The organism is Rathayibacter sp. VKM Ac-2857, assembly GCF_013205025.1.
GTDB lineage: Bacteria > Actinomycetota > Actinomycetes > Actinomycetales > Microbacteriaceae > Rathayibacter.
On record NZ_JABMLE010000004.1, the window covers coordinates 600029 to 622301 of the forward strand.

Sequence of the window (22273 nt, forward strand, 5' to 3'; positions counted from 1 at the left end):
CCCTTCATCCAGGCCAGGAAAGGCATCACATGACGACGACGTCGACTCCGAGCGGCACCGCCGCCGACGGTCGCGTCACGCCGATCGCCGACCGGACGAGCACTCCTCGTCCGGTCGGCCCTCAGGCGCGGCGACGCCCCAAGCGGGACACCCTAGCCGGCTACGTGTTCCTCTCGCCGTGGCTGATCGGCTTCGTCGGGCTCACGCTCGGCCCGATGCTGATGTCCCTCTACTTCTCCTTCACCGACTACAACCTCTTCCGGGCGCCGGAGTGGATCGGCACCGGGAACTTCGAGCGCCTGTTCGGCGACCCGAAGTTCCTCCAGTCGGTGCAGCTCACCCTCGCTTACGTCTTCATCGGCACACCGGTGAAGCTCGCCGCCGCCCTCGTCGTGGCGATGCTGCTCAACTACAGCGCGAAGGGCACCGGCTTCTTCCGCTCCGCCTTCTACGCGCCGTCGCTGATCGGCGCGAGCGTCAGCATCGCGATCGTCTGGCGCGCGATGTTCTCGACCGACGGACCGGTCGACTCGGGACTGCAGATCTTCGGCATCCAGATCGGCGGCTGGGTCGGCGTGCCCGCGCTCATCCTGCCGATGATGATCATCCTGGCCGTCTGGCAGTTCGGCGCCCCGATGGTGATCTTCCTGGCCGGCCTCAAGCAGGTCCCGGCCGAGCTCTACGAGGCCGCGATGGTCGACGGAGCGGGCCCGTGGCGGAAGTTCCGCAGCGTCACGCTGCCGATGCTCTCGCCGGTCATCTTCTTCAACCTGCTGCTCGAGATGATCAACGCCTTCCAGGTCTTCGCCTCGGCGTACATCATCGGCAACGGCACCGGCGGACCAGCCGGCGCCACGAACTTCTACACGGTGTACCTCTACACCCGCGCCTTCACGAACAACCAGATGGGCTACGCCTCGGCGATGGCCTGGGTCCTGCTCCTCTTCGTCGGCGTCCTCGCCTTCGTCCTCTTCAAGACCCAGAAGAGCTGGGTGCACTACTCGGGAGACACACGATGACGACCTTCGACACCACGCTCCCCTCGGCCGACACGCAGGTGCTGACCGAGCCGGCACCCCGCCCCCGCCCGCGCCGGAAGCGCCCCAAGACCGCGACGCTGGTCTGGATCGCGGCGATGATCGTGCTCACCGCGATCGTGCTCTACCCGCTGGTCTGGATGGGCGCCGCCGCCTTCAAGCCGAACAGCGAGTTCGGCGGCCAGACCTCGCTGCTGCCGCAGAACCCGACGCTCGACAACTTCGTCAAGGTGCTCGCCGGCGTCGGCGGAGTCCCGCTCTGGCGGTTCTTCCTCAACTCGACGATCCTCGCGGTCGGCTCGGTCATCGGAGTGGTGATCTCCTCCTCGATGGCGGCCTACGCCTTCGCCCGGCTCGACTTCCGCGGCCGCCCGCTCTACTTCGCGCTGATGATCGGCACGCTGCTGCTGCCGATGCACGTCCTGCTCATCCCGCAGTACACGATCTTCCGCACCCTCGGGATGATGGACACCTACTGGCCGCTGCTGATCGGCAAGTTCCTCGCGACCGAGGCGTTCTTCGTCTTCCTGATGGTGCAGTTCATCCGCAACCTGCCCCGCGAGCTCGACGAGGCCGCGCGGATCGACGGCGCCGGCCACCTGCGGATCTTCGGCTCGATCACGATCCCGCTGATCCGCCCCGCGCTGATCACCTCGTCGATCTTCGCCTTCATCTGGAGCTGGAACGACTTCCTCGGTCCGCTGCTCTACCTGAACACGCCCGACCAGCAGCCGCTGCCGCTCGCGCTGCGCGTCTACAACGACCAGACCTCAGCGTCGGACTACGGCGCGACGATCGCGGTCTCGGTGCTCGCGCTGCTGCCGGTGCTGATCTTCTTCATCGTCTTCCAGCGCTTCCTGGTCGACGGCGTCGCCACCCAGGGCCTCAAGGGATGAGCCGGGCGTCACGGGCCCAGCGCGAGGCGCGCGCCGCCGCCGCCGACGGCACGGCGCTGCGCTGGCCGGGAGCGGCGAACAGGTTCGCGCTGTTCGCCGAGGTCCTCTTCACGGGGCTCCTCGTCACGCTCCTCGCGCTGCCGCTCGTGACGCTGCCGCTCGCCCTCGCGGTCGGGGCGCGGCACCTGCGCCGGTTCGTCCTCGACGAGCCGTCGTCGCTGCGCACGGCGCTGGCGGAGGCGCGCGCCGGGGTCCTGCGCTCGCTGCCGGTCGGCCTCGCGCTGCTGGCACTGACCGCGGTGCTCGGCCTCGACCTGCTGGTCGCCTCGACCGGCGCGCTGCCCGGGGCGACGGCGGTCGCGGTGGTCTGCGGGGCGCTCCTCGCGGCCGCGCTCGTGGTCGTGCTGACCGCGTCCGCGCTCTGGGTGCCCGAGTCGCGCTGGGTGCCGCTGCTGCGCGAGGCCGCGATGCTGGCGGTCCGGGATCTCCGCGGCTCCGGCGCGCTGCTGGTGGCGCTGGTGCTCGCCGCCGTGGTCACCTGGCAGCTGGCACCCTTGGTCGTGCCGGCGCTCGGCTGCACGGTGTTCGCCGCGCTGGCCGTGCGGCTGTCGCGGACGGCGCCCGCGGCGCGCTGAGCGCGACCCTCCCGACGATCGTCTCCGCGATGATCACCCCCACGACTCGACGACGACGACCACGGAAGGCGCACGGCACGGATGATCCACTACGGAGGCGACTACAACCCGGAGCAGTGGGACGAGAGCGTGTGGCCGGAGGACGCGCGGAGGATGCGCGAGGCCGGCGTCACGACCGTCAGCCTCGGGATCTTCGCCTGGGCGCGGATCCAGCCCGACGAGGACACCTTCGACTTCGGCTGGCTCGACCGGGTCCTCGACCTGCTGCACGAGCACGGCGTCGCGGTCGATCTCGCGACCGCCACCGCCTCGCCGCCGCCGTGGGCCACTGCCGCATACCCGGACATCCTGCCGCAGGACGAGAACGGTGCGACCTACTGGCCGGGCAGCCGCCAGGCCTACCGCCCCACCTCGCCCGACTACCGCCGGCTCGCGGCCCGGCTGGTCACCGCGATCGCCGAGCGGTACCACGACCACCCCGCGGTGGTGCTCTGGCACGTCAACAACGAGTACGCCTGCCACCTGCACTACGACTACTCCGACGACGCGGCCGCCGCGTTCCGGGTCTGGCTGGAGCGGAAGTACGGCTCCGTGGACGAGCTGAATCGGCGCTGGGGCACCTTCTTCTGGTCGCAGCGCTACGCCTCGTTCGCCGAGATCGTCCCGCCGCGCAAGGCGCCCTACAGCCACAACCCGGCCGGGCTCCTCGACTTCCGCCGCTTCACCTCGGACGCCCTGCTCGAGCTCTACACGATGGAGCGCGACATCCTCCGCGCCTCGGGAGCGACGCAGCCGATCACGACCAACTTCATGGGCGCGTTCCCGCCGCTCGACTACTGGAAGTGGGCGGCCGAGGTCGACGTCGTCAGCGACGACAACTATTTCGATCCGGCCGATCCGGAGTCGTTCCGCACCGCCGCGTTCACCCGCGACCTGATGCGCTCGCTCAAGCCGGGCGTGCCGTGGCTGCTGATGGAGCAGGCGACCGGCGCCGTCAGCTGGCGGCCGTCGAACGCCGTCAAGGCGCCCGGGCAGATGGCCGCGCTGTCGATGCAGGCGGTCGGGCGCGGGGCCGACGGCGTGCTGTTCTTCCAGTGGCGGCAGTCGCGGCGGGGCAGCGAGAAGTTCCACTCGGCGATGCTGCCGCAGGCGGGCGTCGGGACCCGGACCTGGCGCGAGGTCGTCGAGCTCGGCCGGATGCTCGGCGAGCTGCCGGAGCTGTCGGCCTCGTCCTCGACCGGCGGCCCGACCGGCTCCGCAGCGACCGGCTCCGGGGCCCGCATCGCGCTCGTGCTCGACTGGGAGAACTGGTGGGCGATCGGCAACCCGGACCACCCGGTCGTGCTCGACTTCCTGGAGCTCGTCCAGCGCTGGTACTCCGCGCTGCACCGGCAGAACCTCGCGGTCGACCTCGTGCTGCCGACCGCCGATCTGGCCGCGTACGACCTCGTCGTGCTCGCGCACTCCTACCTGCTCACCGATGCCGCGGCGGAGAACCTCACGGCGTTCGTCGAGCGGGGCGGGCGGCTGCTGGCGACCGCGTTCAGTGACGTGGTCGACGAGGACGACTCCTTCCGCGAGGGCGGCTTGCAGGTCGGCCTGCGCGAGGTGCTCGGGGTCACGGTGCTCGAGTTCGCCGGGCTGGCGGTGGCCGGCGCGGAGGTCGTCGATGCGCCGTTCGGGGCGCTGCGGGGCGAGCTGCTCGCGGAGGAGCTCGGCGTGCTCGTCGACCCGGGCGACGAGCGTCCCGTCGAGGTGCTCGCGCGCTACGCCGCCGGCTTCGCGGCGGGGACGCCGGCGCTGACCGCGCGGCGGACCGGCGCGGGCACGGCGCACTACCTCGCGACGATCCCGGACGACGCGGGCATGCTCGCGCTGACCGCCTGGCTCGCGCTGGAGTCCGGCATCTCCCCCGTGCTCCGCACCGGGAGCCCCTGGGTCGAGGCGGCCCGCCGCGGCGACGTCCTCACGGTGATCAACCACGGCGAGGACCCGGTCGACGTGGCCGTCTCCGGCACCGACCTCGTCACCGGCCGCCCCGTCACCTCCGTGCACCTCGAGCAGTACGCCTGGACCCTCATCCGCGACTGACCCCTCTCCCCTTCCGCGAGATGCCACTTGTGCACGCTTCTACCGGCGTGTCGCGCTCACAAGTGGCATCTCGCGAGGGGCGCCCGCGATGTCTGCGGCGACGGCGTGCAGGGTCGAGCGGACGAGGCGGGCCGCGGGGGCGAGCTCGCCGGTCCAGGCGACGCGGAGGGTGCGAGCGGCCCAGCGCGGGCCGTCGACGGGGACGGCGACCACGCCGCGCGGCAGGCCGGCGATCGCGAGAGCGGGGACCGTGGTGATACCGAGGCCCGCGGCGACGTAGCCGAGCCGGCTGCTCCAGCCGTCGATCTCGGCGACCACCCGCGGCTGCGCGAGGGTCGGCCACGCGCCGAACTGCGGCTCTCCGCGGGTGCCCCGGCCGACCACCCAGTCGGCACCGGCGAGGTCCTCGACGGTGAGACGCCCGGCGTGCGCCCACGGGTGCCGCTCGCTCACGGCGACGTGCAGGGACCCGGCCGGCAGCGCCTCCGACTCGATGCCGGCGAGGTCGTCCTCGTCCGGCTCGGAGCCCACGGCGACGACGGCCAGATCGAGTCGCCCGGCGCGCAGCCGCCGCAGCTGCACCGGAGTCGAGGACTCGAGGAGGACGACGTCGATCGAGGGGTGCGCGCGGGTCACCCGGGCGATCGTCTCGGGCGCGAGGTGCATCGCGGCGGTCGCGAAGGCGCCGAGGCGCACCCGGCCGAGCACCGGGCGGCCGAGGTCGGCGACCTCGCGGGCGGCGGCGTCGAGGTGATCGAGGATGGCCGTGGCGTGCCGGGCGACGCCGAGGGCGGCGGGCGTGGGGACGACCCCCCGCGGCCCGCGCTGGAAGAGCGGCGCGCCGACCGCCTCCTCCAGTGCGGCGATCTGCTTCGAGACCGCCGACTGCGTGAAGCCGGTCTGCTCGGACGCACCGGTGAAGGAGCCGGTGCGCAGCACGGCGACGAGGGCGCGGAGCAGCTGCGGGGGCACGTCGAGGGTCATCGATCCAGTATGCAGTCGGCATTCTTCGCCGGAATGGCCGGCGTGACGAGCATTCGCTTCCGGAAGACGCCCGCCGCGAGGAGAGTCGGTGCATGACGACTTCGAGAACCTGGTTCCTGACCGGCACGTCGAGCGGCTTCGGCCGGCTCTGGGCGGAGGCGGCGCTCGAGCGCGGCGATCGCGTCGCGGCCACGGCGCGCGACACCGGCAGCCTCGCCGACCTCGCCGAGCGCTTCCCCGACCGCCTGCTCGCCCTCGCGCTGGACGTGACCGACCGCGACGGCGTGCTCGCCGCCGTCGACCGCGCGGAGCGGCACTTCGGCGGGATCGACATCGTCGTGAACAACGCCGGCTACGGGCACTTCGGCATGGTCGAGGAGCTGACCGAGCGCGAGATCCGCGAGCAGATGGAGACCAACTTCTTCGGCGCGCTCTGGGTGACCCAGGCCGCGCTCCCGGCGCTCCGCCGCTCCCGGGGCCGGCTGTTGCAGGTCACCAGCGAGGGCGGCGTCCGCGCCTTCCCCGGCATCGGCGCGTACCACGCGTCGAAGTGGGCGCTGGAGGGGCTGAGCGAGTCGCTGCGCCAGGAGGTGGCGGGCTTCGGTGTCCGGATCACCTGCGTCGAGCCCGGGCCCTACGCCACCGACTGGCTGTCGCGCGGCTCGCGCCGGAGTGCCGAGCTGCCGGAGTACGCGGCCGTGCACGCGGACGGGCCGGACTTCTCGGTGGGCGATCCTGCGGCGACGAGTGCGGCGATCCTCCAGCTCGTCGACGCGGAGGAGCCGCCCGCGCGCCTGATCCTCGGGCGGGTCCTGCCCGCGATCGAGGAGCTGTACGCCGAGCGGCTGCGCACCTGGCGGGAGTGGGAGGACGTCTCGGTGCTGGCGTTCGGCTCGGGGCAGTGACCGGCGGGGTGGAGGCTCTGACCGGCCCCGTCCCGGGCTGGGCCGGGGTCGCGGTGCGCGAGGTCGTCGATCCGCACGACCACGAGGTGTCGGCGCCGGCGACCGACACGCTGCAGCTGATCCTGGTGACCGCGGGCTCCTACCTGATCGAGAGCGCCCGCCCGCAGGGACGCTGGGCGCGCGGTCACGCGGCGCCGGGGCGGGCGGCCGCGACAGCGCCCGGGCGCGAGATCCGCGCGTCCTGGCGCAGTCCGAGCGCCGAGGTGTTCCGCTCGCTGCACGTCACGGTGTCCGCGCCGCTGCTGGCGGGCGTGCTGGCGGCGATGCCCGGCGCGTCGCCCGAGCGCCTCGACTTCCTCGCGGTGGGCGACGACTTCGTCCGCTCCTCGATGCTCGAGCTCGCTCGCGCCGCCCGGGCCGGAGCGCCGTCGCTGCTCGCCGAGGCGGTGAGCATGTCGCTCGTCGCCCACCTGCTCTCGCTGCCGGAGCCGGGCGACCGCGGGCCGGGGCTCTCCCGCGCCCAGCTCGCCCTCGTGACCGAGCACCTCTCCGCTCGGCTGGCGGACCCCGTGACCCTCGACGAGCTCGCCGCGCTCGTGCACCTCAGCCCGTTCCACTTCATCCGCCGCTTCTCCGCCTCGACCGGCTCGACGCCGATGCGGCACCTGACCGCCCTGCGGATGGAGCACGCCCGCGACCTGCTGCGCCGTTCCGACTCCCCTGTGGCCGCGATCGCCGCCGCCTGCGGCTACGGCACCCCCGCCGCGTTCGCCGCCGCCTACCGCCGCCACCACGGCGTCACCCCGCGCGAGCACCGGCTGCCCCGCTGACGGCGGCCAGCGCCTCGCCGATCGAGCAGCGACCGGAAGGCGAACCTGGCTTCCGGCGGTGGTGGATCTCGATACGCCCGCTCCGCGGGCTACTCGATCAGCATGGCGTGCAGTCCGCGGAGGTTCATGCTGGTCGAGCAGCCCCGCAGGGGCGTAGAGAGACCCACCCACCCCACGGGCTGAGCTCTGCTCCCCGCCCGGCGCCGGCCCGTCAGTGCCCGTCGCCCGCGGCCAGCAGCTCCCGGACGGTGCGGGGCTCGCGCCCGAGCAGGCTCGCCAGCGTCGGATCCGTCCCCGCGAAGAACCCGCCTGCCGCCGCCTGGTGCATGCCGAGCAGGAAGCGCGCCTGCTGTTCCGGCTGCCCGCCGGCCACCCGCCGCGCCAGCCACTCGTCGTCGCCGAGGACCCGGAACTCGACCGGCCGCCCGGCCACGTCCGCGGCGAGCGCGGCGACCTCCGCGAAGGTCGGCGCCTCGGCGGCCGTGAGGGTGACCGGTCCGTCGTGCGCGCCGTCCGCCAGCAGGAGGCGCGCGGCGGCCTCGGCGGCGTCCTCGCGTGCGGTCCACGAGACCGGGCCGTCGGACGGGACCTCGATCACTCCCGTCGAGCGCCAGTCGCCGAGGAAGAACGGCAGGCTGTGCGCGTAGAAGCCGTTGCGCAGCGAGGTCCAGGGCAGCCCCGACTCCGCCAGCATCTCCTCGGTCGCGGCGTGGTCGCGGCCGGGGCCGAACGGGGTGTCGGGCGAGGCGCCCTGGTGGCTCGTGTAGAGGATCCGGCCGAGCCCGGCCGCGACGGCCGCGTCGACGGCGGCGCGGTGCAGGGCCACCGCGTCGGCTCCCGGGTCGTTCGAGGAGACGAGCAGCAGCTGGTCGGCGCCGGCGAACGCGCCCGGCAGGGAGGCCGGCTCCGCGTAGTCGCCGCGACGGACGACCACGCCCTTCTCCGCGAAGCGCGCGGCCTTCGCCGGGTCCCGGGCGACGACGACGATCTCGGAGGCGGGCAGGGCGTCGAGCAGGTGGTCGACGGTGGCGCCGTTGAGGGCTCCGGTGGCGCCGGTGACGATGATCATGGGGGACCTTTCGAGGAGGGGCAGCACCGGGGTATCGGCGATACTGCTCGAACGATAACGCTGGATTACCAGCGATAGCAAGAGTGCGGTACCGTCGATCCATGACCGCCGCCCCCTCTCCTGCCGACACCCGCGGCCGCATCGTCGACGCAGCCGCCCGCCTGCTCCGCGAGGACGGCCCGGCGGGGGTGACCACCCGCGGCGTCGCCGAGGCCGCCGGACTGCAGGCGCCCGCGATCTACCGCCTCTTCGGCGACAAGGACGGCCTGCTCGAGGCGGTCGCCGAGCACGTGCTGACCAGCTGGGTCGCCGAGAAGGCGGCCGTCGTCGAGGAGGCGGCGGCGGGCGACGTCGACCCGGTCGATGATCTCCGGGCGGGCTGGGCAGCGCAGATCGAGTTCGGAGTCGCGAACCCCTCGCTGTTCCGGCTGCTCAGCGACCCGGCCCGCACGGCGGTCTCGCCGGCGGCGCGGTCGGGCAAGAAGGTCCTCGCCTCCCGCGTCCGCCGCGTCGCCGCCGCCGGTCGGCTCCGTGTGCCCGAGGAGCGCGCCGTCGGGCTGATCCAGGCCGCGGGGACCGGCGTCGTGACGACCCTGCTCTCCTCCCCCGCTGCCGAGCGGGACGCCGGTCTCGCCGACGCCGCGTTCGAGGCGGTGCTCGCCCGGATCCTCACCGGCCACCCGGAACCCGCGGAGGACGCACCACTCGCCGCCGTCGTGGCCGTCCGTGCGCTCGCGCCCCGCCTCGCCGACCTGCGACCCGCCGAGCGGGAGCTGCTGCGGGACTGGCTCGACCGCGTGCTCGACGGCGGCGTCCGGGTCCGCGAGACCGACGACTGACCGGCGCTCCGGTCGGTGACAGGGTCCGTGCCCGCGGCCCTGTGCTCGCTTGCGCCGTCGAGCGGGGAGCCCGTGCGGGGGAACGGAGCGATATCCGCCGACGCCAGCAGGTGAGCCTGCAGACCCGGCGACTCTGCGGTGGGCGGGTCTCGATACGCCCCTGCGGGGCTACTCGACCAGCAAGAGGGGGCGATCAGTCAGAGACGGGCACCGTGGGCACTTGCCCCGCCGCGCGCAGGTCGGCAGTGTTGCCCGCATGAGCCTCTACCTCTCCTGCCCGGTCGCGAGCGTCGACCGCGCCACCGCCTTCTACACGGCCCTCGGCTGGACGCGGAACGAGGCGATGTCCAATGAGAACGTCGCCTGCTTCGAGATCGCGCCCGAGCAGTACGTGATGCTCAGCAGCCGCGAGATGTACGCCAGCGTCGGCGGCACCGAGGAGCTGATCGGCGGCCCGGACACCCCCTCCAAGACGACGGTCTCCTTCGACCTCGGCAGCCGCGAGGCCGTCGACGAGCTGACCGAGCGCGCCGGAGCCGCGGGCGGCCGCATCGGCGACACCGACGAGTACCCGTTCATGTACCAGCGCCAGTTCGACGACCCCGACGGCTACCACTACTCCCCCTTCTGGATGAACCCCGACGCCTGAAGCCCTGACGCCTGACGCCCCGACGCCGGCGGCCCGCGAGGAGTCCTCGAACCGTCGAGACGTCCACCTTCTCCGAGACGCCTCGACCGTTCGGGGACTCCTGTGCGACACCCGCGGGCATAGTGGGTGCATGACAGCTGCAGCCGACGCCCTCCTCAGCGGACCCCGGGGCCGCCGCCTCTGCCTCGAGTACGCGACGGCGGCAGATCCCGGGCTGCGGACGGCGGTGCTCCTCCTCGCGCAGGCGACCGGCGGCCGCGGCGCAACGGTCCTGTTCTCCTCCTCCGCGGGCGGAGAAGACGCCCGGGATCGGCCTCCCGCCGCTCCCGAGGACGTCGCCGCGATGATCGCGGCACTGCCGGACGCCTCCGCACCCGACGACGCCGTTCGCGCCGCGTTCCGCAGGAGCGTCGACGCCGCGTACTCCTGGCAGGAGCCCGACGGCGAGGACGTCCTCGCCGCGCTGCCCGACATCCGGTCGGCACTGGTCCCGGTGGCGGAGCGCGTCCTGCTCTCCCCGGCCGCGGCGACGTGGACGAGCCCGGCCACCCCGACTCAGTGGGCCGTCGACTGGCGCGCCGACACCGCCCGCCCGCTCGCCACCGGTGCCGCCGCACTCCTCGACGAGTGGACCGCCGCCCGCCGCGCCGACGAGGAGCAGTCCGCCCGCGACAGACCCGCCGACCCGCGCGCGAGCTTCTCGGGCTCCTGGTGGTCCCTCCCTCTCCGGCTGCTGCGCACGCAGTCCCGGATCGAGGACCTGCTCGACCTGGTCGAGGACTCCGGCGGTCTCGACGCCGCGACCGTAATCCCGGTCACCCGCCCGGTCACCGGCGAGGGCCAGACCCTCGAGATCGGCTCGGCCGAGGACTGGGCCGACCTCTGCCGCGCCCACCCCGCCGAGGTCACCGCCTCCCGCCGGCACGACTGGTACCGGGTGACCGGATGGGAGGGCCGCTGGCTCCTCCCGGACTGGCAGCGCGTCGCCGCCGAGTGGGACGCCGTGCACCTCACGACGCTCGGCTACCTCTCGAGCGCGACGCGGCTGATCCCCGTCGACGACGAGTACGCCTCGGTGATCGCCGGCTGGGCTCCCGACAGCACCCTGTGGCTGACCGACAGTGCCCGCGAGTCGGACGCCCCGCGGCAGCAGTGGCGCCGGGCGGACGGGTGCCGCTGGGAGCGGACCGGCTGAGACCGGATCCTCAGGACGCGCCTCAGTCCGTCTGGACCCGCACGGTGTCGCCGTCGAGGGTGAACCGGAGCCCGGTGCCCTCGCCGAACTCGGCGACGAGCTGCTCCGGCATGCCGTTCCGCACGGTCGTCTGGGCGACGGCGGGGAAGGACCCGGCGCTGCAGCCGTTGACGACGAGGCCCCCGTCGTCGGACTCGGTCGGGACGCCGACGAGACACTGATCGGGGCTCGTCGGCGGGCCGCCGCCGGAGCTGCGGAGGAAGGTCAGCCCGTGGAAGTCCTCGGTCGCGACGACGTCCGCGAAGCCGCTCCCGGTCCACCGGTCGGACGCGGACAGCGGCAGGACGGCCACGACGGGATCGGCGGGGCCGGTGACCCCCGCCGTCAGCGCGGACGCGACGACCGCCGTCGCGACGAGGGACAGCGCCCAGAGGACGGTGACCCGCCTGCGGAACCGGCCGGCGACCGGGGGTGGCGGCGTCTCGGGCGACGGAGGTTCGGCGGACGACGTCTCGGGCGTCTCTGTCGGCTCGTGGTGCGGGTCGCGAGGTTCCGGGCGCGCCGTCCCCGGCACCGCCCGCCCCTCCAGCAGCCGCAGACGCGCCCGCTCCGGAGCCGCCAGGGCCGGTCCCGTCCCGCGCCCGTACGCCCGCCTCCGCAGCTCCGCGAGCTCGCCCCGCTCCGACTCGTCCATCTGCTGCATCCTGGCAGCGCGGTCTCCCGGACGGAACACTCCGCCGCGGCCCGAGGCCGACCCCTGCTCCAGGACAGCGCGGTGGTCTCCACCGGGGACGCTGTGCTCTACTGACCGGCATGAGGCGGACACGACCGGGAGACCTCGCGCGGGCCGTGCTCGCGGTCGCTGTCGTCGTCGGCCTCAGTGGATGCTCGGGTGGTGGGCCGGACTCGGCCGCGTCCTGCGCCGCACCGATGATCGAGCTCCAGGAGTCGTCCCTCCATCCCGGTGGCGTCGTCGGGCTCAGCGCCGACTTCGTCTGGGAGACGTGCGAGGACACCGGAGGGACGAGCCGCGCCGCGTCCGACGTGACCGTCAGCGTGACTCCCTCCGCCACCGGTGAGGAGATCGTGCTCGCCCGGCCGACGCCCGAGGGCGAGCGATCCACGGTCAGCGGCTCGTTCGATCTGCCCGCGGACCTGCCCCTCGGCGACGCCGTCCTCGCCGTGCGCTCGCACAGCGGCGACGCGTTCGAGGCGGAGCTGCCGATCGCGATCACCGCTCGTCCGTCGAGCTGACGCGAGGGAGGGCTGCCGGGCGATTGCGGGAGAGGGCGCGGGATCACCTCTCGCGCATGTCCCTGGGGCATCGCTGTCTGCCGGATCGAGAGGATCGCCGCCCACGGAAGGGGGCTGTCGGATATCGTGAATCGACGACCGACAGTCGAGTGAGGGGACTCCATGAGGCGGATGAAGGCACTTCTCTCGAGGATGTTCCGCCGCGAGCCGCTCGTGCTCCCCGAGGATCCTTTCGGTGAGCCCGGCGGTCCGGTCGCGATGACGCAGACCCCGGACTCCGTCGCCTTCAGTCAGCTCCCCGTGAACACGATGCGGACCGGCTGACCTGCGCCGCCGTCGGTCCCGTGGCCGTGTCGTTCGAGGTCGTCACCCGCTCGAGCCTGCCCGTCGCCGAGCTGTTCGACCGTGCGCGGAGCATCGACCTGCACACCGAGTCGCAGGCGGCGTCGGAGGAGCGCGCCGTCGGCGGGGTGGTCAGCGGCACCATCGGCTTCGGCGAGCAGGTGACCTGGCGCGCCCGCCACTTCGGCGTCCCCCTCCGGCTGACCAGCAGGATCACCGCCTTCGACGCGCCGCACTCGTTCACGGACGAGCAGATCCGGGGCCCGTTCCGCTCCTTCCATCACGAGCACCGCTTCGAGCCCGACGGCAGCGGCTCGGTGATGATCGACCGGATCTCCTTCCGCGCACCACTCGGCCTCCTCGGCCGGATCGTCGAGCGGCTCGTCCTCGCGCGGTACCTCCGTCGGCTGATCGAGGAGCGCGGCGCGTTCCTCGCCGGTCCGGGAGCGTCGGTCGACGATCGCCGGAGCTGACCCGGAAGTCGTCGCCGAGTCTGCAGACCGCCCTGCTGACGAAGGCGGGTCTCGATACGCCCCTGCGTGGCTCTCGACCAGCATGCCCCCCCCCTGCCGAACGCCCGGCCGGCGCGCTCATGCTGATCGAGTAGCCCTCGCAGAGGGCGTATCGAGATCCACCGGCGTCCGAAGACAAGGCTGCAGACCCGCACTACTGACGAAGGCGGGTCTCGATTCGCCCCTGCGTGGCTCCACGACCAGCGCCCCCCCTGCCGATCGCCCGCCCGCTCGCCGCTCATGCTGATCGAGTAGCCCTCGCAGAGGGCGTATCGAGATCCACCGGCGTCCGGCGGAGGCGCTGCAGACTCGGCCTGCTGACGGACCTCGGTCTCGATGCGCCCCAGAGCGGCTGCTCGACCAGCAGGAGGAAGCGGATCAGCACGGGGCCGTCGCCGTCCTCAGCGATCAGGTCCGTGCACTCCTCGAAGTGCGAGTGGCAGGAATCAGGTCGTGCGGGGCCCTCTGTTCCCGCTGCGTCTCCTCCCCAGGACGAGTTCCGGCGTGCTCTCCACGGATCCTCCTCCTGGCCGTGTGGGTGTCGGTGGGCCCTGCTTCAATACCCGTATGAACGATTTCGAGACGGCCGACCCCGAGGCGGTGCGCGCAGAAGTGCGCGAGCGCGGCGACCGCGCAGACGCGCTGGCGCGCTCGGCGGCGCCGGCGCTGCTGGCCCCCGCGGAGGAGCTGTATCTCGGCCGCCGGAAGGCGCTGTCGTGTCCGGAGGCGTTCGCGCGGGGCGGGTCGCGGAGTGAGACGCGGGACCTGGTCGAGCGGTCCATCCGGGCCGAGTTCGCGGTCGCGATGAGGGTGTCGGAGAGGGTGGCGTCGCGGGAGCTGGAGAGCGCGCAGCTGCTGGTCGAGGAGCTGCCGCGGACGCGGGCGGCGCTGTCCGGGGCGAGGATCCGGTGGGAGGCGGGATTGGTGATCTGCCGGGTCGCCGCGTCCCTGCCACTGGCCTCGCGGGCCGCCTTCGATGAGCGTGCCGCGGAGCTGGCCGAGGGGCTGACGCCGACCCAGCTGGGCCGCGCGCTCGGCCGGTTGCGGGAGCAGCTGCACGAGCAGCCGATAGCCGAGCGGCACGCCCGCGCGCGCGAGGACCGTGCGGTCTGGGTGACGCCGGACGTCGACGGGATGGCGACGCTGTGCGTCTTGGGGGCGGCGACCGCGGTTATGGGCGCCTACGACCGCGCCGATCGGATGGCGCGGTCCTTGCGCGACGGCGGCGACGAGCGGACCCTCGCGCAGCTGCGCGCGGATGTGGTGACCGATCTCCTCTGCGACGGCGACGTGGTCGGCACGTTCCCGAACGACGTCGACCGCGCCGACCCGACCTTCGTGCCCGGCGTCCGCGCCGAGGTGCGCGTGACCATGACGGCGCGCACGGCGCTCGGCCTCGACGACGCTCCCGCGGACCTCGACGACTACGGCCCGATCCCCGCCGATGCCGCCCGGAGCCTCGCATTCGCGTCCATCACCCGGATCATCACCGAGCCGGACACCGGCGCTGTCGTCTCGGTCGGTCGCACTCATCGCCTTCCACCGGCCCGGATGCGCCTGCACCTGCAGTTGCGCGACCAGACCTGCCGCCACCCCGGCTGCACCCGGCCGGCCGTGACCGCCGAGGCCGACCACACGGTCGAGTGGCGCAACGGCGGAGAGACGTCCCTCGAGAACCTCGCCTCGCTCTGCGCCAGCCACCACCACCTGCGCCACGGCGACCGCTGGCGCTACGCCCTCCGCGACGGCGTCACCGTCTGGACCACCCCACCGGCCGGACGATCACCACCCACCCGCCCGGCCTCGCGCACACCCTCCCACCACCGGGCCCGCGCTTCGACACCACCCCGCCACCGTTCTGACACCGGGTCTCCTGAGAAGGATCACCTGCACGTAGGGGGAAAGCCTTGCTGATCGAGTAGCCCGCGCAGCGGGCGTATCGAGATCCACCAGCGTCAGAAGTCGAGTCTGCAGACTCGCCCTGCTGATGACGGCGGGTCTCGATACGCCCCTGCGGGGCTACTCGACCAGCATGTTGCGGCGCCGCCGCGTCCTTTCCCTCATCACCGAGACGCGAAGCGGCTTCGCCGCTCGATACCGCCGCGCGCTGCTCGACCAGAGGGAACTCCCCACCCATAGTCCCGTCGTTGGAGTATGGTGCCTGGCATGGCCGACGAGATGCGGGAGACGACGTTCTGGATCCTGACCGCGCTCGCGCTCGGCCGCCGTCACGGCTACGCGTTGCTGCAGGAGATCGAGGAGCAGTCGGAGGGCCGCGTCCGCCTGCGGGTCACCACCCTGTACGCGGCGCTCGAGCGACTGGGGTCGGAGCAGCTCATCTCGCCCGACGGCGACGAGCGGATCAACGGACGCGTGCGGCGCTATTTCCGGCTGACGGACACCGGCCGGTCCGCCCTGGGCGCGGAGGTCGCCCGGATGGAGGCGAGCGCGGCCAGAGCGCGGATCAACCTCGGGCTCGCACCGGCCACCGCGCTCTGACCCGATCACTCACCGAAGGAGAACGGCATGACGACGAACCAGGACGAGCAGCGCGCCGATCGCTTCCGCCGCGCCCTGCGCTGGTACCCGGCCGCCTGGAGGCGGGAGCACGGCGAGGTGCTGCTCGGGATCCTGCTGGACGAGGCCGACGATCGGGGCCGCCGTGGGCCCGGCCTCGGACAGCGCCTGGCCCTCGCCGTCGGCGGACTGCGCCGTCGCACTCGAACGAGTGCCGGGCGGTCCCCGTCGACGATCATCCCGCTGGCCCTCCTCACGGCGTTCTTCGTCTTCTACAGCGTGGTCAACTGGTCGCCCGGCGTCAGCTACCCCGGCGCGATCGGGCCGTTCACCAACCCCTCCTTCCTCGCCGGCGGGCTCTTCACGATCGCCCTCGGCCTCGCCCTCGCCGCTCGGACCGGTGCCGCGCGGATCGCCGCACTGCTCGGCTCCGCGACCGAGCTGAGCATCGCGCTCGTGGCGGTCTCGGCCGGCTGGCTCGGCCCCGGGCTGTCGACGGCGGGACCCGTGGCCGCGCTCGGAGTCCTCGCCGTCGTTCCGTGGCGCGGCCGAGTGTCGGCGGCGGCGTCGGTCGTCGTGCTGTTCGGGGTGTCGGCGGTGCTCGTGGCGATCGATGCCCTCGGCGCGACGGTCCTCAGCGACGCCCCTGTCCTCCGGGTCGTCCTGCCGCTGCCCGTCATCGCCGGCGTGCTGGTCGCGCTCGCCCTGGCCGCACGCCGGGCGTCGCGCCTCGAGCGCAGAATTCCCGGCGGCCTCGGCGCGTGACGAGGGCTCGGCCGGGCGCCGAGCACAGCGGCTGAGGGCACGACACTCCGGGGCGCGCGTCGCCGCGGACCTCAGCCGCGGGTCGGCACCCGGCGCATCGCCGCCGGCCGGACGCCGATGCGCACCGACCCGCTCCCCGCGCGCGCCAGCCCGGCGTCGAGGTCGGCGAGGGCGATCATCTCGCCGACGAGATCGGCGAAGGGCCACGCGCGCCAGCGGTCGATCATCCAGCCCGCGGCGGCCGCGAGGTCCGCGGCCGCGTAGTTGTGCACGCCGCGCAGGGTGAGCAGCCGCCGGACCACGAGCTCGGGATCGAGCGGGACGGGAGGCGTCGGGAAGACGCTGCCGACGAGCACGACGACGCCCCCGACCTCGACCCGCTCGAGAGCGGACGTGACGGCGGCGCGGGCGCCCGACGCCTCGAGGACGACGTCGAACGCGCCGGTCGCCTCGCCGGGGTGCAGGGCGAGCGCCCCGAACCGCTCGGCGAGCGCGCGCCGGGCAGGGTCCGGCTCGACGAGGGTGACGGCGGCTCCGCGATCCGTCGCCATCGCGGCGGCGGTCAGGCCGATGAGTCCCCCGCCGCTGATCAGCAGCCGGGCACCGGCGAGCGGCTGTACCGCCGGCTGGACCGCCGGCTGCACCGCCTCCGCGGCGGCCAGCGCGGCCCAGGCGGTGGCCGTCCCGCAGGAGACCGGAGCCAGTACGGCGGCGGGCACGTCCTCGGGCAGCCGGATCACCGGAGTGCCTGCGACGAGGTGCACGTGCGTCGCGAAACCGCCGGACAGCGCCCAGCCGTCGCTCATCCGCTCGTGGCCGTACTTGCGCAGCGTCCGGCACTTGCGCTCGAGACCGCTGGTGCAGCGGTCGCACGTGCCGCAGCTCGCCGCGATCGACCAGAGCACCCGGTCGCCGACGGTGAGGAGCGACCCGTCGTGCGCACGGGGCCGCCCGCTGCCGAGCTCGACGACGCGGCCGAGCTGCTCGTGCCCGAGGACGAGGGGCGCCGGAGCGCTCCGGTCACCGCGGGCGGTGTGCACGTCCGAGCCGCAGATCGTGGCGAGCTCGACCTCGACCAGGACGTCACCCGCGCCGAGCCGGACGCTGACGAACGCCACGGCCTCGTGCGGCCGGTCCGGCGCGAGCCAGACCATCGCGGTGGCGGAGGGCCGCAGCTCGACCCGCCGGGAGGCGGGGTCGATCTGAGCCGGCGCCGGCGCAGTCCTCATCGCCGGGCGAGGGTGCGCAGCGCGGTGACGTCGTCCACGACCGCGTCGGCGCCGGCCGCCAGCAGGCGCGTCCGGTCGTGCGCGCCGCTGAGCACGCCGACGACGAGGCCGGCGCTTGCCGCGCGGCCGGAGAGGACGTCGCTCGCGGTGTCGCCGACGACGGCCACGGCGCTCATGGCACTGACCCCCGCGCGCAGGGCGGCGGTCAGCACGAGGTCGGGAGCGGGGCGTCCGCGGCCGGCGTCGACCGGCGACAGGGCGATGTCGACGAGGCCCCGCCAGCCGAGCGCGTCGAGGATCGCGTCGCGGGTGACCGGAGCGAAGCCCGTGGTCAGGGCGACGCGGACCCCGCTCGCGGTCAGCGCGCGCAGGACCTCCTCGGCACCGGCGACCGGCGCCGCCGCGCCCTCGGTGATCAGCTCGGCGTAGGCGTCCTCGAACGCGGCGGTCGCGCGCTCGGCCGCGGCCGTGTCGCCGCCGGCCAGGTGGGTGAAGACGTCGATCTTCGACTGGCCCATGGTGTGGCGGACGTACTCGAGCGCCTCCGCCCAGGGCAGGCGGTCGGCGACGCCGGTGCGCTCGGCGGCGCGCTGGAAGGCGCGCTCGACGACGCCGTCGTCGGTCACGGTGGTGCCGGCCATGTCGAGGACGACCAGCTCGATGCCGGCCAGAGCCGAGCCGAGGGTGGACGGGGTCGCGGGAGCGGGGGCTGTGCTGGTCATCGGTGGCCTTTCGCCGAGAGGAGGAGCGGTGCAGTGCTGTCGAGGCGGCGCGCAGTGCTGTCGAGGCGTTCCGCGAGGGTGGTCTCGGCGAAGCCGAGGCCGGTGGTCATGCCGATGCCGGTGGTCACCGTGCGCACCAGGACGCCCGGCGCGGGCTCGGCGGCAAGGAACTCCTCGCGCCCGCTGGCGTAGACGCCCTGCCAGCGCTCGAGCACCCGGGGGGCGCTGCCGAAGAGGCGGGCCGTCTCCTCGAGCAGGAGCTCGGCGGTCGCCTCGGACTGGAACGGCTCCGGAGTCACGGCGCGGTGGTGCGAGTCGCCGACGACGACGCTCCCGTCCGGCAGCTGCGTGTACATCTGGTTGAGGTCGATCGCCGCGAGGTCCGGACGGTCGCGGTGCAGGCGCGCTCGCACCGCGCCCGCCTCGGGGAGGCCGGCGAACCCGCTGTAGCGGATCAGCGACCAGCCCGTCAGCAGGGGCGCACGGAGCGGGGCGCGCAGTGCGAGGTCGACGCGCAGCATGTCGAGCGAGCAGCGGACGACGTCGTGCGCCTCCGCGAGCTCCGGGAAGAGCTGGTCGAGGTCGTGATTGACCGCGACGACGATCGTCTCGGCCCGGATCGTGCCGCGGCTGGTGTCGACGACGCCCTCGCCGACGCGGCCGACGGCGGTGCCCATCCGGAACTCGACGCCGAGCGCGGCGAGGTGGCGGACGATCGCGCCGGCAGCGGTGCGCGGATCCGCCTGGAGGTCGAACGGGAGCACTGCTCCCCCGACCACGCCCGCGGGAGCGACGGGGACGGCGGCCCTGAGGCCGGCCGCGTCGAGGAGCTCGATCTCCGGTCCGTCGCCGAAGCCGGCCGGCGGGCGCGCCGCCGCCGCCTCGAGCAGGGCGAGCTCGTCCGAGTGGCGAGCGACGATGTGCGTGCCGTGCCGGCCGAGCCGGAAGCCGGCGTCGCGGGCGAGCCGCAGCCACGCCTCGCGGGCGGCGATCCCGTAGCGCAGCGCCTCGCCGGACTGCGGAGTGAAGCAGAGGTGGCCGAAGTTGCGCACGGTCGCTCCCGTCGGCGCCGCGGTGCGGTCTAGCACGACGACCCGCAGGCCCCGCTGGACGGCCGCGTACGCCGCGCCGAGGCCGACGATCCCGGAGCCGACGACGGCGACGTCGAAGCGGTCGCTCATCGGAGTACCCTCCGCAGCCACATCGCGAGGCCCTCGACGAGCAGCACGGTCACCAGGATCATCAGGACGATCGCGGTCACGGTCGCGTAGTTCGATCCCTGGGCGGCGTTGAGGAGGTAGTAGCCGATCCCGCCGCCGCCGACGATCCCCAGCAGGGTCGCCGCGCGGATGTTGGTGTCGAGCAGGTAGAAGGTGTGGCCGAGCATCGCGCGTGCTCCCTGGGGGACGGTGGCTCCGGCGTAGACCTGGAGCCGGGTGGCACCGGTCGCGACGAGGGCGCGCTCCGGCCCGGAGTCGACCTCCTCCAGCGAGTCGGCGATGAGCTTGCCGAGCAGCCCGACGCCGCCGACGGCCAGGGCGATGGTGCCCGCCTGGGTGCCGAGGCCCGAGATGACGATCAGCACGATGGCGAGGATCAGCTCCGGGACGCCTCGGACCGCGACCAGCAGCAGCCGGAAGCCGCTGCGCGCGGCGCGGGTCGGCGCCACGTTTCGGGCGGCGAGCGAGCCGATCACGACCGAGACGACGACGGTGAGCAGTGCCGCGGCGAGGGCGATCGCGACGGTCTCGCGCATCGCCTCGACCATGGTGCCGGCGTCGTAGCTGCCGAAGGACGGCGGCCAGAACTGCGCGGCGACCGCGGGGATCCGCGCCCAGAAGGTGAGCGCGTCGCTCCAGGTGATGTCGCTGACGACGACGCCCGCCGTGATCGCGAGCACGGCGATCGCTCCGGCCGCGGTGTTCCGGGCGCGGGCGAGCGTCCATGGCCGGTGCAGTGCGGCCTCGGGAGTGCTGCGCGCGAGCGCCGCTCGACGGTCGGCCGACTGCGGCGCCGCGGGGCGGAGCCGGCGCACCAGGGCGTCGATCGGACTCGACCCGGTGGCGGTGCGCCCGAGCATCGCGGTGCGCACCGAGCTCGAGACGATCTCCATCGCCACGCAGAGCGCGAAGATCACCAGGGCGATGCCGATCCCGCGCCCATACTGCAGCGACTTGAAGGCGTAGGACATCTCCAGGCCCAGGCCCGCGACGCCGACGTAGCCGAGGATCACCGAACCGCGCAGGTTGATGTCGTTGCGGTGCAGCACGGTCGCGACCCAGGAGGGCAGCACCTGCGGCAGCACGCCCGCGGTGAACTCCTGCAGCCGCGAGCCGCCGGCCGCGCGGATCGCCAGGCGCGGGCCCTCGTCGATCTGCTCGATCGCATCCGCGAAGAGCTTCGAGATCATGCCGACCGAGTGCAGTCCGATCGCGAGGATGCCGGGGAGCGAGCCGAGCGAGAACATCAGGACGAAGACCATCGCGAGCACGACGTCCGGGATCGCGCGGGCGAGGACGCCGAGAAAGCGCGCGATCGCCCGTGCCGCATTCCCGGGAGTGGTGTTGGCGGCGGCGAGGTAGGCGAGCGGCGCCGACAGCACGGCGGCGAGCAGGGTCCCGGTGAGGACGAGCCCCAGGGTCTGCGAGGTGAGGGCGAGCAGCTCGGCCGGCTCGGGGAACGTGATCGCGCCGACGCGGCCGAAGAAGCGCTCGGCGTTCGAGAGCGACTGCAGCATCCGGGGCACCGAGACGTCGACCTCGATCAGCGCCGCGATCGCGAGCCCGGCGAGCGCGAGCAGGGTGAGGACCGCGGCGATCCGCTCGGGCGAGCGCGGCGGCCTCGGCGCCCGGGCGGCGACGGCGGGATCGAGTCGCGGGGCGGTCCGCGGCGGGAGGACGGCGGTCACGGGGCGTGCTCCGGGGTGAGCAGCTCGTTCTGGACGGCCTCGAGCTCGGAGGTCGTGGTGGCGACGCGGCCGTAGATCTCCATGACCTCGGCCTTGGAGAGCCCGGCCGCCGGAGTGTCCAGGACGACCGCGCCGTGCCGGAGTCCGACGATGCGATCGGCCCAGGCGATCGCCAGGTCGACCTGGTGCAGGCTGCAGAGCACGGTGAGGCCCTGCTCCGCCGCGATCTCGCGGATGAGGGCCATCACCTGATCGCTCGACTCCGGGTCGAGCGAGGCGACCGGCTCGTCGGCGAGCAGGATCGACGGGTTCTGCATCAGGGCGCGCGCGATCGCGACGCGCTGCTGCTGCCCGCCGGAGAGGGTGTCGGCGCGCTGGTAGGCGCGCTCGAGCAGGCCGACCCGCTCGAGGTGCTGCAGCGCACGCAGCTTCTTCGCCTTCGGGTAGCTCCACAGCCCGAGGCGCGGACCGCGCAGGTCGGCGAGCGCCCCGGTCAGCACGTTCTCGAGCACCGTCAGCGAGGGGACGAGCTCGAACTGCTGGAAGACGAAGCCGACCCGGCCGCGCAGGGCGCGCAGCCGTCGGCCGCGCAGCGTCGTCACCTGCTCCCCGAGCACGCGGACGGAGCCGCTGCTCGGGGTCTCGAGGGCGTCCACGTGCCGCAGCAGCGTGGACTTGCCCGACCCGGAGAGCCCGAGCAGGACGACGATCTCGCCGCGGCGCACAGTGAGGGACACCGAGGCGAGCGCGGTCGTGGCGCCGAACCTCTTGGTGAGGTGGGCGATCTCGACCACGGCGTCGGCCTGCGAGGGGGCCTCGGCCTGCGAGAGGGTCTCGGCCTGGGAGGGGTGAGGTGTCGTCATCGGGTTCTCCGGGTCGGGTCAGCGGCGCCGG

The 22273-nt window shown here is 73.7% G+C and carries 23 protein-coding genes; 15 read left to right on the forward strand and 8 right to left on the reverse strand.

Annotated features, from left to right (window positions below; genetic code table 11):
- Positions 1–29 precede the first annotated feature (29 nt).
- The 4 genes from HQQ86_RS19660 to HQQ86_RS19675 all read left to right on the forward strand — a co-directional run bounded on the left by HQQ86_RS19660 (position 30) and on the right by HQQ86_RS19675 (position 4659).
- The gene (locus HQQ86_RS19660) at positions 30–1019 is read left to right on the forward strand and encodes a carbohydrate ABC transporter permease (RefSeq protein ID WP_173290229.1); all 990 of its coding nucleotides are present in this window, start codon (positions 30–32) and stop codon (positions 1017–1019) included.
- Positions 1016–1933 carry a carbohydrate ABC transporter permease gene (locus HQQ86_RS19665; RefSeq protein WP_173290231.1) on the forward strand — a complete coding sequence of 306 codons (918 nt, stop codon included), beginning with the start codon at positions 1016–1018 and terminating at the stop codon, positions 1931–1933. Before HQQ86_RS19660 ends, HQQ86_RS19665 begins: the two co-directional genes overlap by 4 nt.
- Positions 1930–2568 (forward strand): hypothetical protein, encoded by a 639-nt coding sequence (locus HQQ86_RS19670; protein WP_173290233.1) that lies wholly within the window; start codon positions 1930–1932, stop codon positions 2566–2568. The genes HQQ86_RS19665 and HQQ86_RS19670 overlap by 4 nt, the downstream gene beginning before the upstream one ends.
- Positions 2569–2649: 81 nt before the next feature.
- Positions 2650–4659: a beta-galactosidase gene (locus HQQ86_RS19675; RefSeq protein ID WP_173290235.1), complete on the forward strand. Its 2010-nt coding sequence runs from the start codon at positions 2650–2652 to the stop codon at positions 4657–4659.
- A gap of 39 nt (positions 4660–4698) precedes the next feature.
- On the opposite strand, the gene HQQ86_RS19680 is transcribed toward HQQ86_RS19675, so the two are convergent.
- Positions 4699–5643, reverse strand: coding sequence for a LysR family transcriptional regulator (locus HQQ86_RS19680; RefSeq protein WP_173290237.1), 945 nt, complete (start codon positions 5641–5643; stop codon positions 4699–4701).
- A 92-nt stretch (positions 5644–5735) separates the two neighbouring features.
- Here HQQ86_RS19680 and HQQ86_RS19685 point away from each other — a divergent pair, with 92 nt between their 5' ends.
- Complete coding sequence (locus HQQ86_RS19685) at positions 5736–6548, forward strand: SDR family NAD(P)-dependent oxidoreductase (protein ID WP_173290239.1); 813 nt, start codon at positions 5736–5738, stop codon at positions 6546–6548.
- Entirely contained in the window at positions 6545–7378 is an 834-nt protein-coding gene (locus HQQ86_RS22225) for an AraC family transcriptional regulator (protein ID WP_173290241.1), read from the forward strand. The genes HQQ86_RS19685 and HQQ86_RS22225 overlap by 4 nt, the downstream gene beginning before the upstream one ends.
- A gap of 211 nt (positions 7379–7589) precedes the next feature.
- On the opposite strand, the gene HQQ86_RS19695 is transcribed toward HQQ86_RS22225, so the two are convergent.
- Complete coding sequence (locus HQQ86_RS19695) at positions 7590–8447, reverse strand: NAD(P)H-binding protein (protein WP_173290243.1); 858 nt, start codon at positions 8445–8447, stop codon at positions 7590–7592.
- Between the two features lie 101 nt (positions 8448–8548).
- Here HQQ86_RS19695 and HQQ86_RS19700 point away from each other — a divergent pair, with 101 nt between their 5' ends.
- The 3 genes from HQQ86_RS19700 to HQQ86_RS19710 all read left to right on the forward strand — a co-directional run bounded on the left by HQQ86_RS19700 (position 8549) and on the right by HQQ86_RS19710 (position 11130).
- The gene (locus HQQ86_RS19700; RefSeq protein WP_173290245.1) at positions 8549–9286 is read left to right on the forward strand and encodes a TetR/AcrR family transcriptional regulator; all 738 of its coding nucleotides are present in this window, start codon (positions 8549–8551) and stop codon (positions 9284–9286) included.
- A gap of 256 nt (positions 9287–9542) precedes the next feature.
- Positions 9543–9935 (forward strand): VOC family protein, encoded by a 393-nt coding sequence (locus HQQ86_RS19705; RefSeq protein WP_173290247.1) that lies wholly within the window; start codon positions 9543–9545, stop codon positions 9933–9935.
- Between the two features lie 130 nt (positions 9936–10065).
- Complete coding sequence (locus HQQ86_RS19710) at positions 10066–11130, forward strand: hypothetical protein (RefSeq protein ID WP_173290249.1); 1065 nt, start codon at positions 10066–10068, stop codon at positions 11128–11130.
- A gap of 22 nt (positions 11131–11152) precedes the next feature.
- Here the strand turns inward: HQQ86_RS19710 and HQQ86_RS19715 are convergent, their stop codons facing one another.
- Entirely contained in the window at positions 11153–11824 is a 672-nt protein-coding gene (locus tag HQQ86_RS19715; protein WP_173290251.1) for a hypothetical protein, read from the reverse strand.
- Between the two features lie 119 nt (positions 11825–11943).
- Here HQQ86_RS19715 and HQQ86_RS19720 point away from each other — a divergent pair, with 119 nt between their 5' ends.
- The 6 genes from HQQ86_RS19720 to HQQ86_RS19745 all read left to right on the forward strand — a co-directional run bounded on the left by HQQ86_RS19720 (position 11944) and on the right by HQQ86_RS19745 (position 16520).
- Positions 11944–12384, forward strand: a complete 441-nt coding sequence (locus HQQ86_RS19720; RefSeq protein ID WP_173290253.1) for a hypothetical protein — start codon at positions 11944–11946, stop codon at positions 12382–12384.
- A gap of 171 nt (positions 12385–12555) precedes the next feature.
- A complete protein-coding gene (locus tag HQQ86_RS19725; protein WP_173290255.1) occupies positions 12556–12708 on the forward strand; it encodes a hypothetical protein in 153 nt (50 codons plus the stop codon).
- Between the two features lie 20 nt (positions 12709–12728).
- Complete coding sequence (locus HQQ86_RS19730; protein ID WP_173290257.1) at positions 12729–13199, forward strand: SRPBCC family protein; 471 nt, start codon at positions 12729–12731, stop codon at positions 13197–13199.
- A gap of 606 nt (positions 13200–13805) precedes the next feature.
- Entirely contained in the window at positions 13806–15152 is a 1347-nt protein-coding gene (locus HQQ86_RS19735) for an HNH endonuclease signature motif containing protein (protein WP_173290259.1), read from the forward strand.
- A 252-nt stretch (positions 15153–15404) separates the two neighbouring features.
- The gene (locus HQQ86_RS19740) at positions 15405–15737 is read left to right on the forward strand and encodes a PadR family transcriptional regulator (RefSeq protein ID WP_173290261.1); all 333 of its coding nucleotides are present in this window, start codon (positions 15405–15407) and stop codon (positions 15735–15737) included.
- 27 nt (positions 15738–15764) lie between these two features.
- Positions 15765–16520: a hypothetical protein gene (locus HQQ86_RS19745; RefSeq protein ID WP_173290263.1), complete on the forward strand. Its 756-nt coding sequence runs from the start codon at positions 15765–15767 to the stop codon at positions 16518–16520.
- A gap of 71 nt (positions 16521–16591) precedes the next feature.
- Here HQQ86_RS19745 and HQQ86_RS19750 read toward each other — a convergent pair whose 3' ends face one another.
- The 5 genes from HQQ86_RS19750 to phnC are packed head-to-tail and all read right to left on the reverse strand — an operon-like array spanning position 16592 to position 22242.
- On the reverse strand, positions 16592–17749 hold the full coding sequence (locus HQQ86_RS19750) for an alcohol dehydrogenase catalytic domain-containing protein (RefSeq protein ID WP_173290265.1): 1158 nt from the start codon (positions 17747–17749) through the stop codon (positions 16592–16594).
- A complete protein-coding gene (locus tag HQQ86_RS19755) occupies positions 17746–18471 on the reverse strand; it encodes an HAD family hydrolase (protein ID WP_173290267.1) in 726 nt (241 codons plus the stop codon). The genes HQQ86_RS19750 and HQQ86_RS19755 overlap by 4 nt, the downstream gene beginning before the upstream one ends.
- Positions 18468–19652 carry a TIGR03364 family FAD-dependent oxidoreductase gene (locus tag HQQ86_RS19760; RefSeq protein ID WP_173290269.1) on the reverse strand — a complete coding sequence of 395 codons (1185 nt, stop codon included), beginning with the start codon at positions 19650–19652 and terminating at the stop codon, positions 18468–18470. The genes HQQ86_RS19755 and HQQ86_RS19760 overlap by 4 nt, the downstream gene beginning before the upstream one ends.
- Positions 19649–21379 carry an ABC transporter permease subunit gene (locus tag HQQ86_RS19765; protein ID WP_173290271.1) on the reverse strand — a complete coding sequence of 577 codons (1731 nt, stop codon included), beginning with the start codon at positions 21377–21379 and terminating at the stop codon, positions 19649–19651. The genes HQQ86_RS19760 and HQQ86_RS19765 overlap by 4 nt, the downstream gene beginning before the upstream one ends.
- Positions 21376–22242 (reverse strand): phosphonate ABC transporter ATP-binding protein, encoded by an 867-nt coding sequence (gene phnC, locus HQQ86_RS19770; RefSeq protein ID WP_173290273.1) that lies wholly within the window; start codon positions 22240–22242, stop codon positions 21376–21378. Before phnC ends, HQQ86_RS19765 begins: the two co-directional genes overlap by 4 nt.
- Positions 22243–22273 lie beyond the last annotated feature (31 nt).

Coding starts and splice junctions, on each gene's coding strand:
- HQQ86_RS19660 (WP_173290229.1), top strand. CDS start 30: ATGACGACGACGTCGACTCCGAGCGGCACCGCCGCCGACGGTCGCGTC.
- HQQ86_RS19665 (WP_173290231.1), top strand. CDS start 1,016: ATGACGACCTTCGACACCACGCTCCCCTCGGCCGACACGCAGGTGCTG.
- HQQ86_RS19670 (WP_173290233.1), top strand. CDS start 1,930: ATGAGCCGGGCGTCACGGGCCCAGCGCGAGGCGCGCGCCGCCGCCGCC.
- HQQ86_RS19675 (WP_173290235.1), top strand. CDS start 2,650: ATGATCCACTACGGAGGCGACTACAACCCGGAGCAGTGGGACGAGAGC.
- HQQ86_RS19680 (WP_173290237.1), bottom strand. CDS start 5,643: ATGACCCTCGACGTGCCCCCGCAGCTGCTCCGCGCCCTCGTCGCCGTG.
- HQQ86_RS19685 (WP_173290239.1), top strand. CDS start 5,736: ATGACGACTTCGAGAACCTGGTTCCTGACCGGCACGTCGAGCGGCTTC.
- HQQ86_RS19695 (WP_173290243.1), bottom strand. CDS start 8,447: ATGATCATCGTCACCGGCGCCACCGGAGCCCTCAACGGCGCCACCGTC.
- HQQ86_RS19700 (WP_173290245.1), top strand. CDS start 8,549: ATGACCGCCGCCCCCTCTCCTGCCGACACCCGCGGCCGCATCGTCGAC.
- HQQ86_RS19705 (WP_173290247.1), top strand. CDS start 9,543: ATGAGCCTCTACCTCTCCTGCCCGGTCGCGAGCGTCGACCGCGCCACC.
- HQQ86_RS19710 (WP_173290249.1), top strand. CDS start 10,066: ATGACAGCTGCAGCCGACGCCCTCCTCAGCGGACCCCGGGGCCGCCGC.
- HQQ86_RS19715 (WP_173290251.1), bottom strand. CDS start 11,824: ATGGACGAGTCGGAGCGGGGCGAGCTCGCGGAGCTGCGGAGGCGGGCG.
- HQQ86_RS19720 (WP_173290253.1), top strand. CDS start 11,944: ATGAGGCGGACACGACCGGGAGACCTCGCGCGGGCCGTGCTCGCGGTC.
- HQQ86_RS19725 (WP_173290255.1), top strand. CDS start 12,556: ATGAAGGCACTTCTCTCGAGGATGTTCCGCCGCGAGCCGCTCGTGCTC.
- HQQ86_RS19735 (WP_173290259.1), top strand. CDS start 13,806: ATGAACGATTTCGAGACGGCCGACCCCGAGGCGGTGCGCGCAGAAGTG.
- HQQ86_RS19740 (WP_173290261.1), top strand. CDS start 15,405: ATGGCCGACGAGATGCGGGAGACGACGTTCTGGATCCTGACCGCGCTC.
- HQQ86_RS19745 (WP_173290263.1), top strand. CDS start 15,765: ATGACGACGAACCAGGACGAGCAGCGCGCCGATCGCTTCCGCCGCGCC.
- HQQ86_RS19750 (WP_173290265.1), bottom strand. CDS start 17,749: ATGAGGACTGCGCCGGCGCCGGCTCAGATCGACCCCGCCTCCCGGCGG.
- HQQ86_RS19755 (WP_173290267.1), bottom strand. CDS start 18,471: ATGACCAGCACAGCCCCCGCTCCCGCGACCCCGTCCACCCTCGGCTCG.
- HQQ86_RS19760 (WP_173290269.1), bottom strand. CDS start 19,652: ATGAGCGACCGCTTCGACGTCGCCGTCGTCGGCTCCGGGATCGTCGGC.
- phnC (WP_173290273.1), bottom strand. CDS start 22,242: ATGACGACACCTCACCCCTCCCAGGCCGAGACCCTCTCGCAGGCCGAG.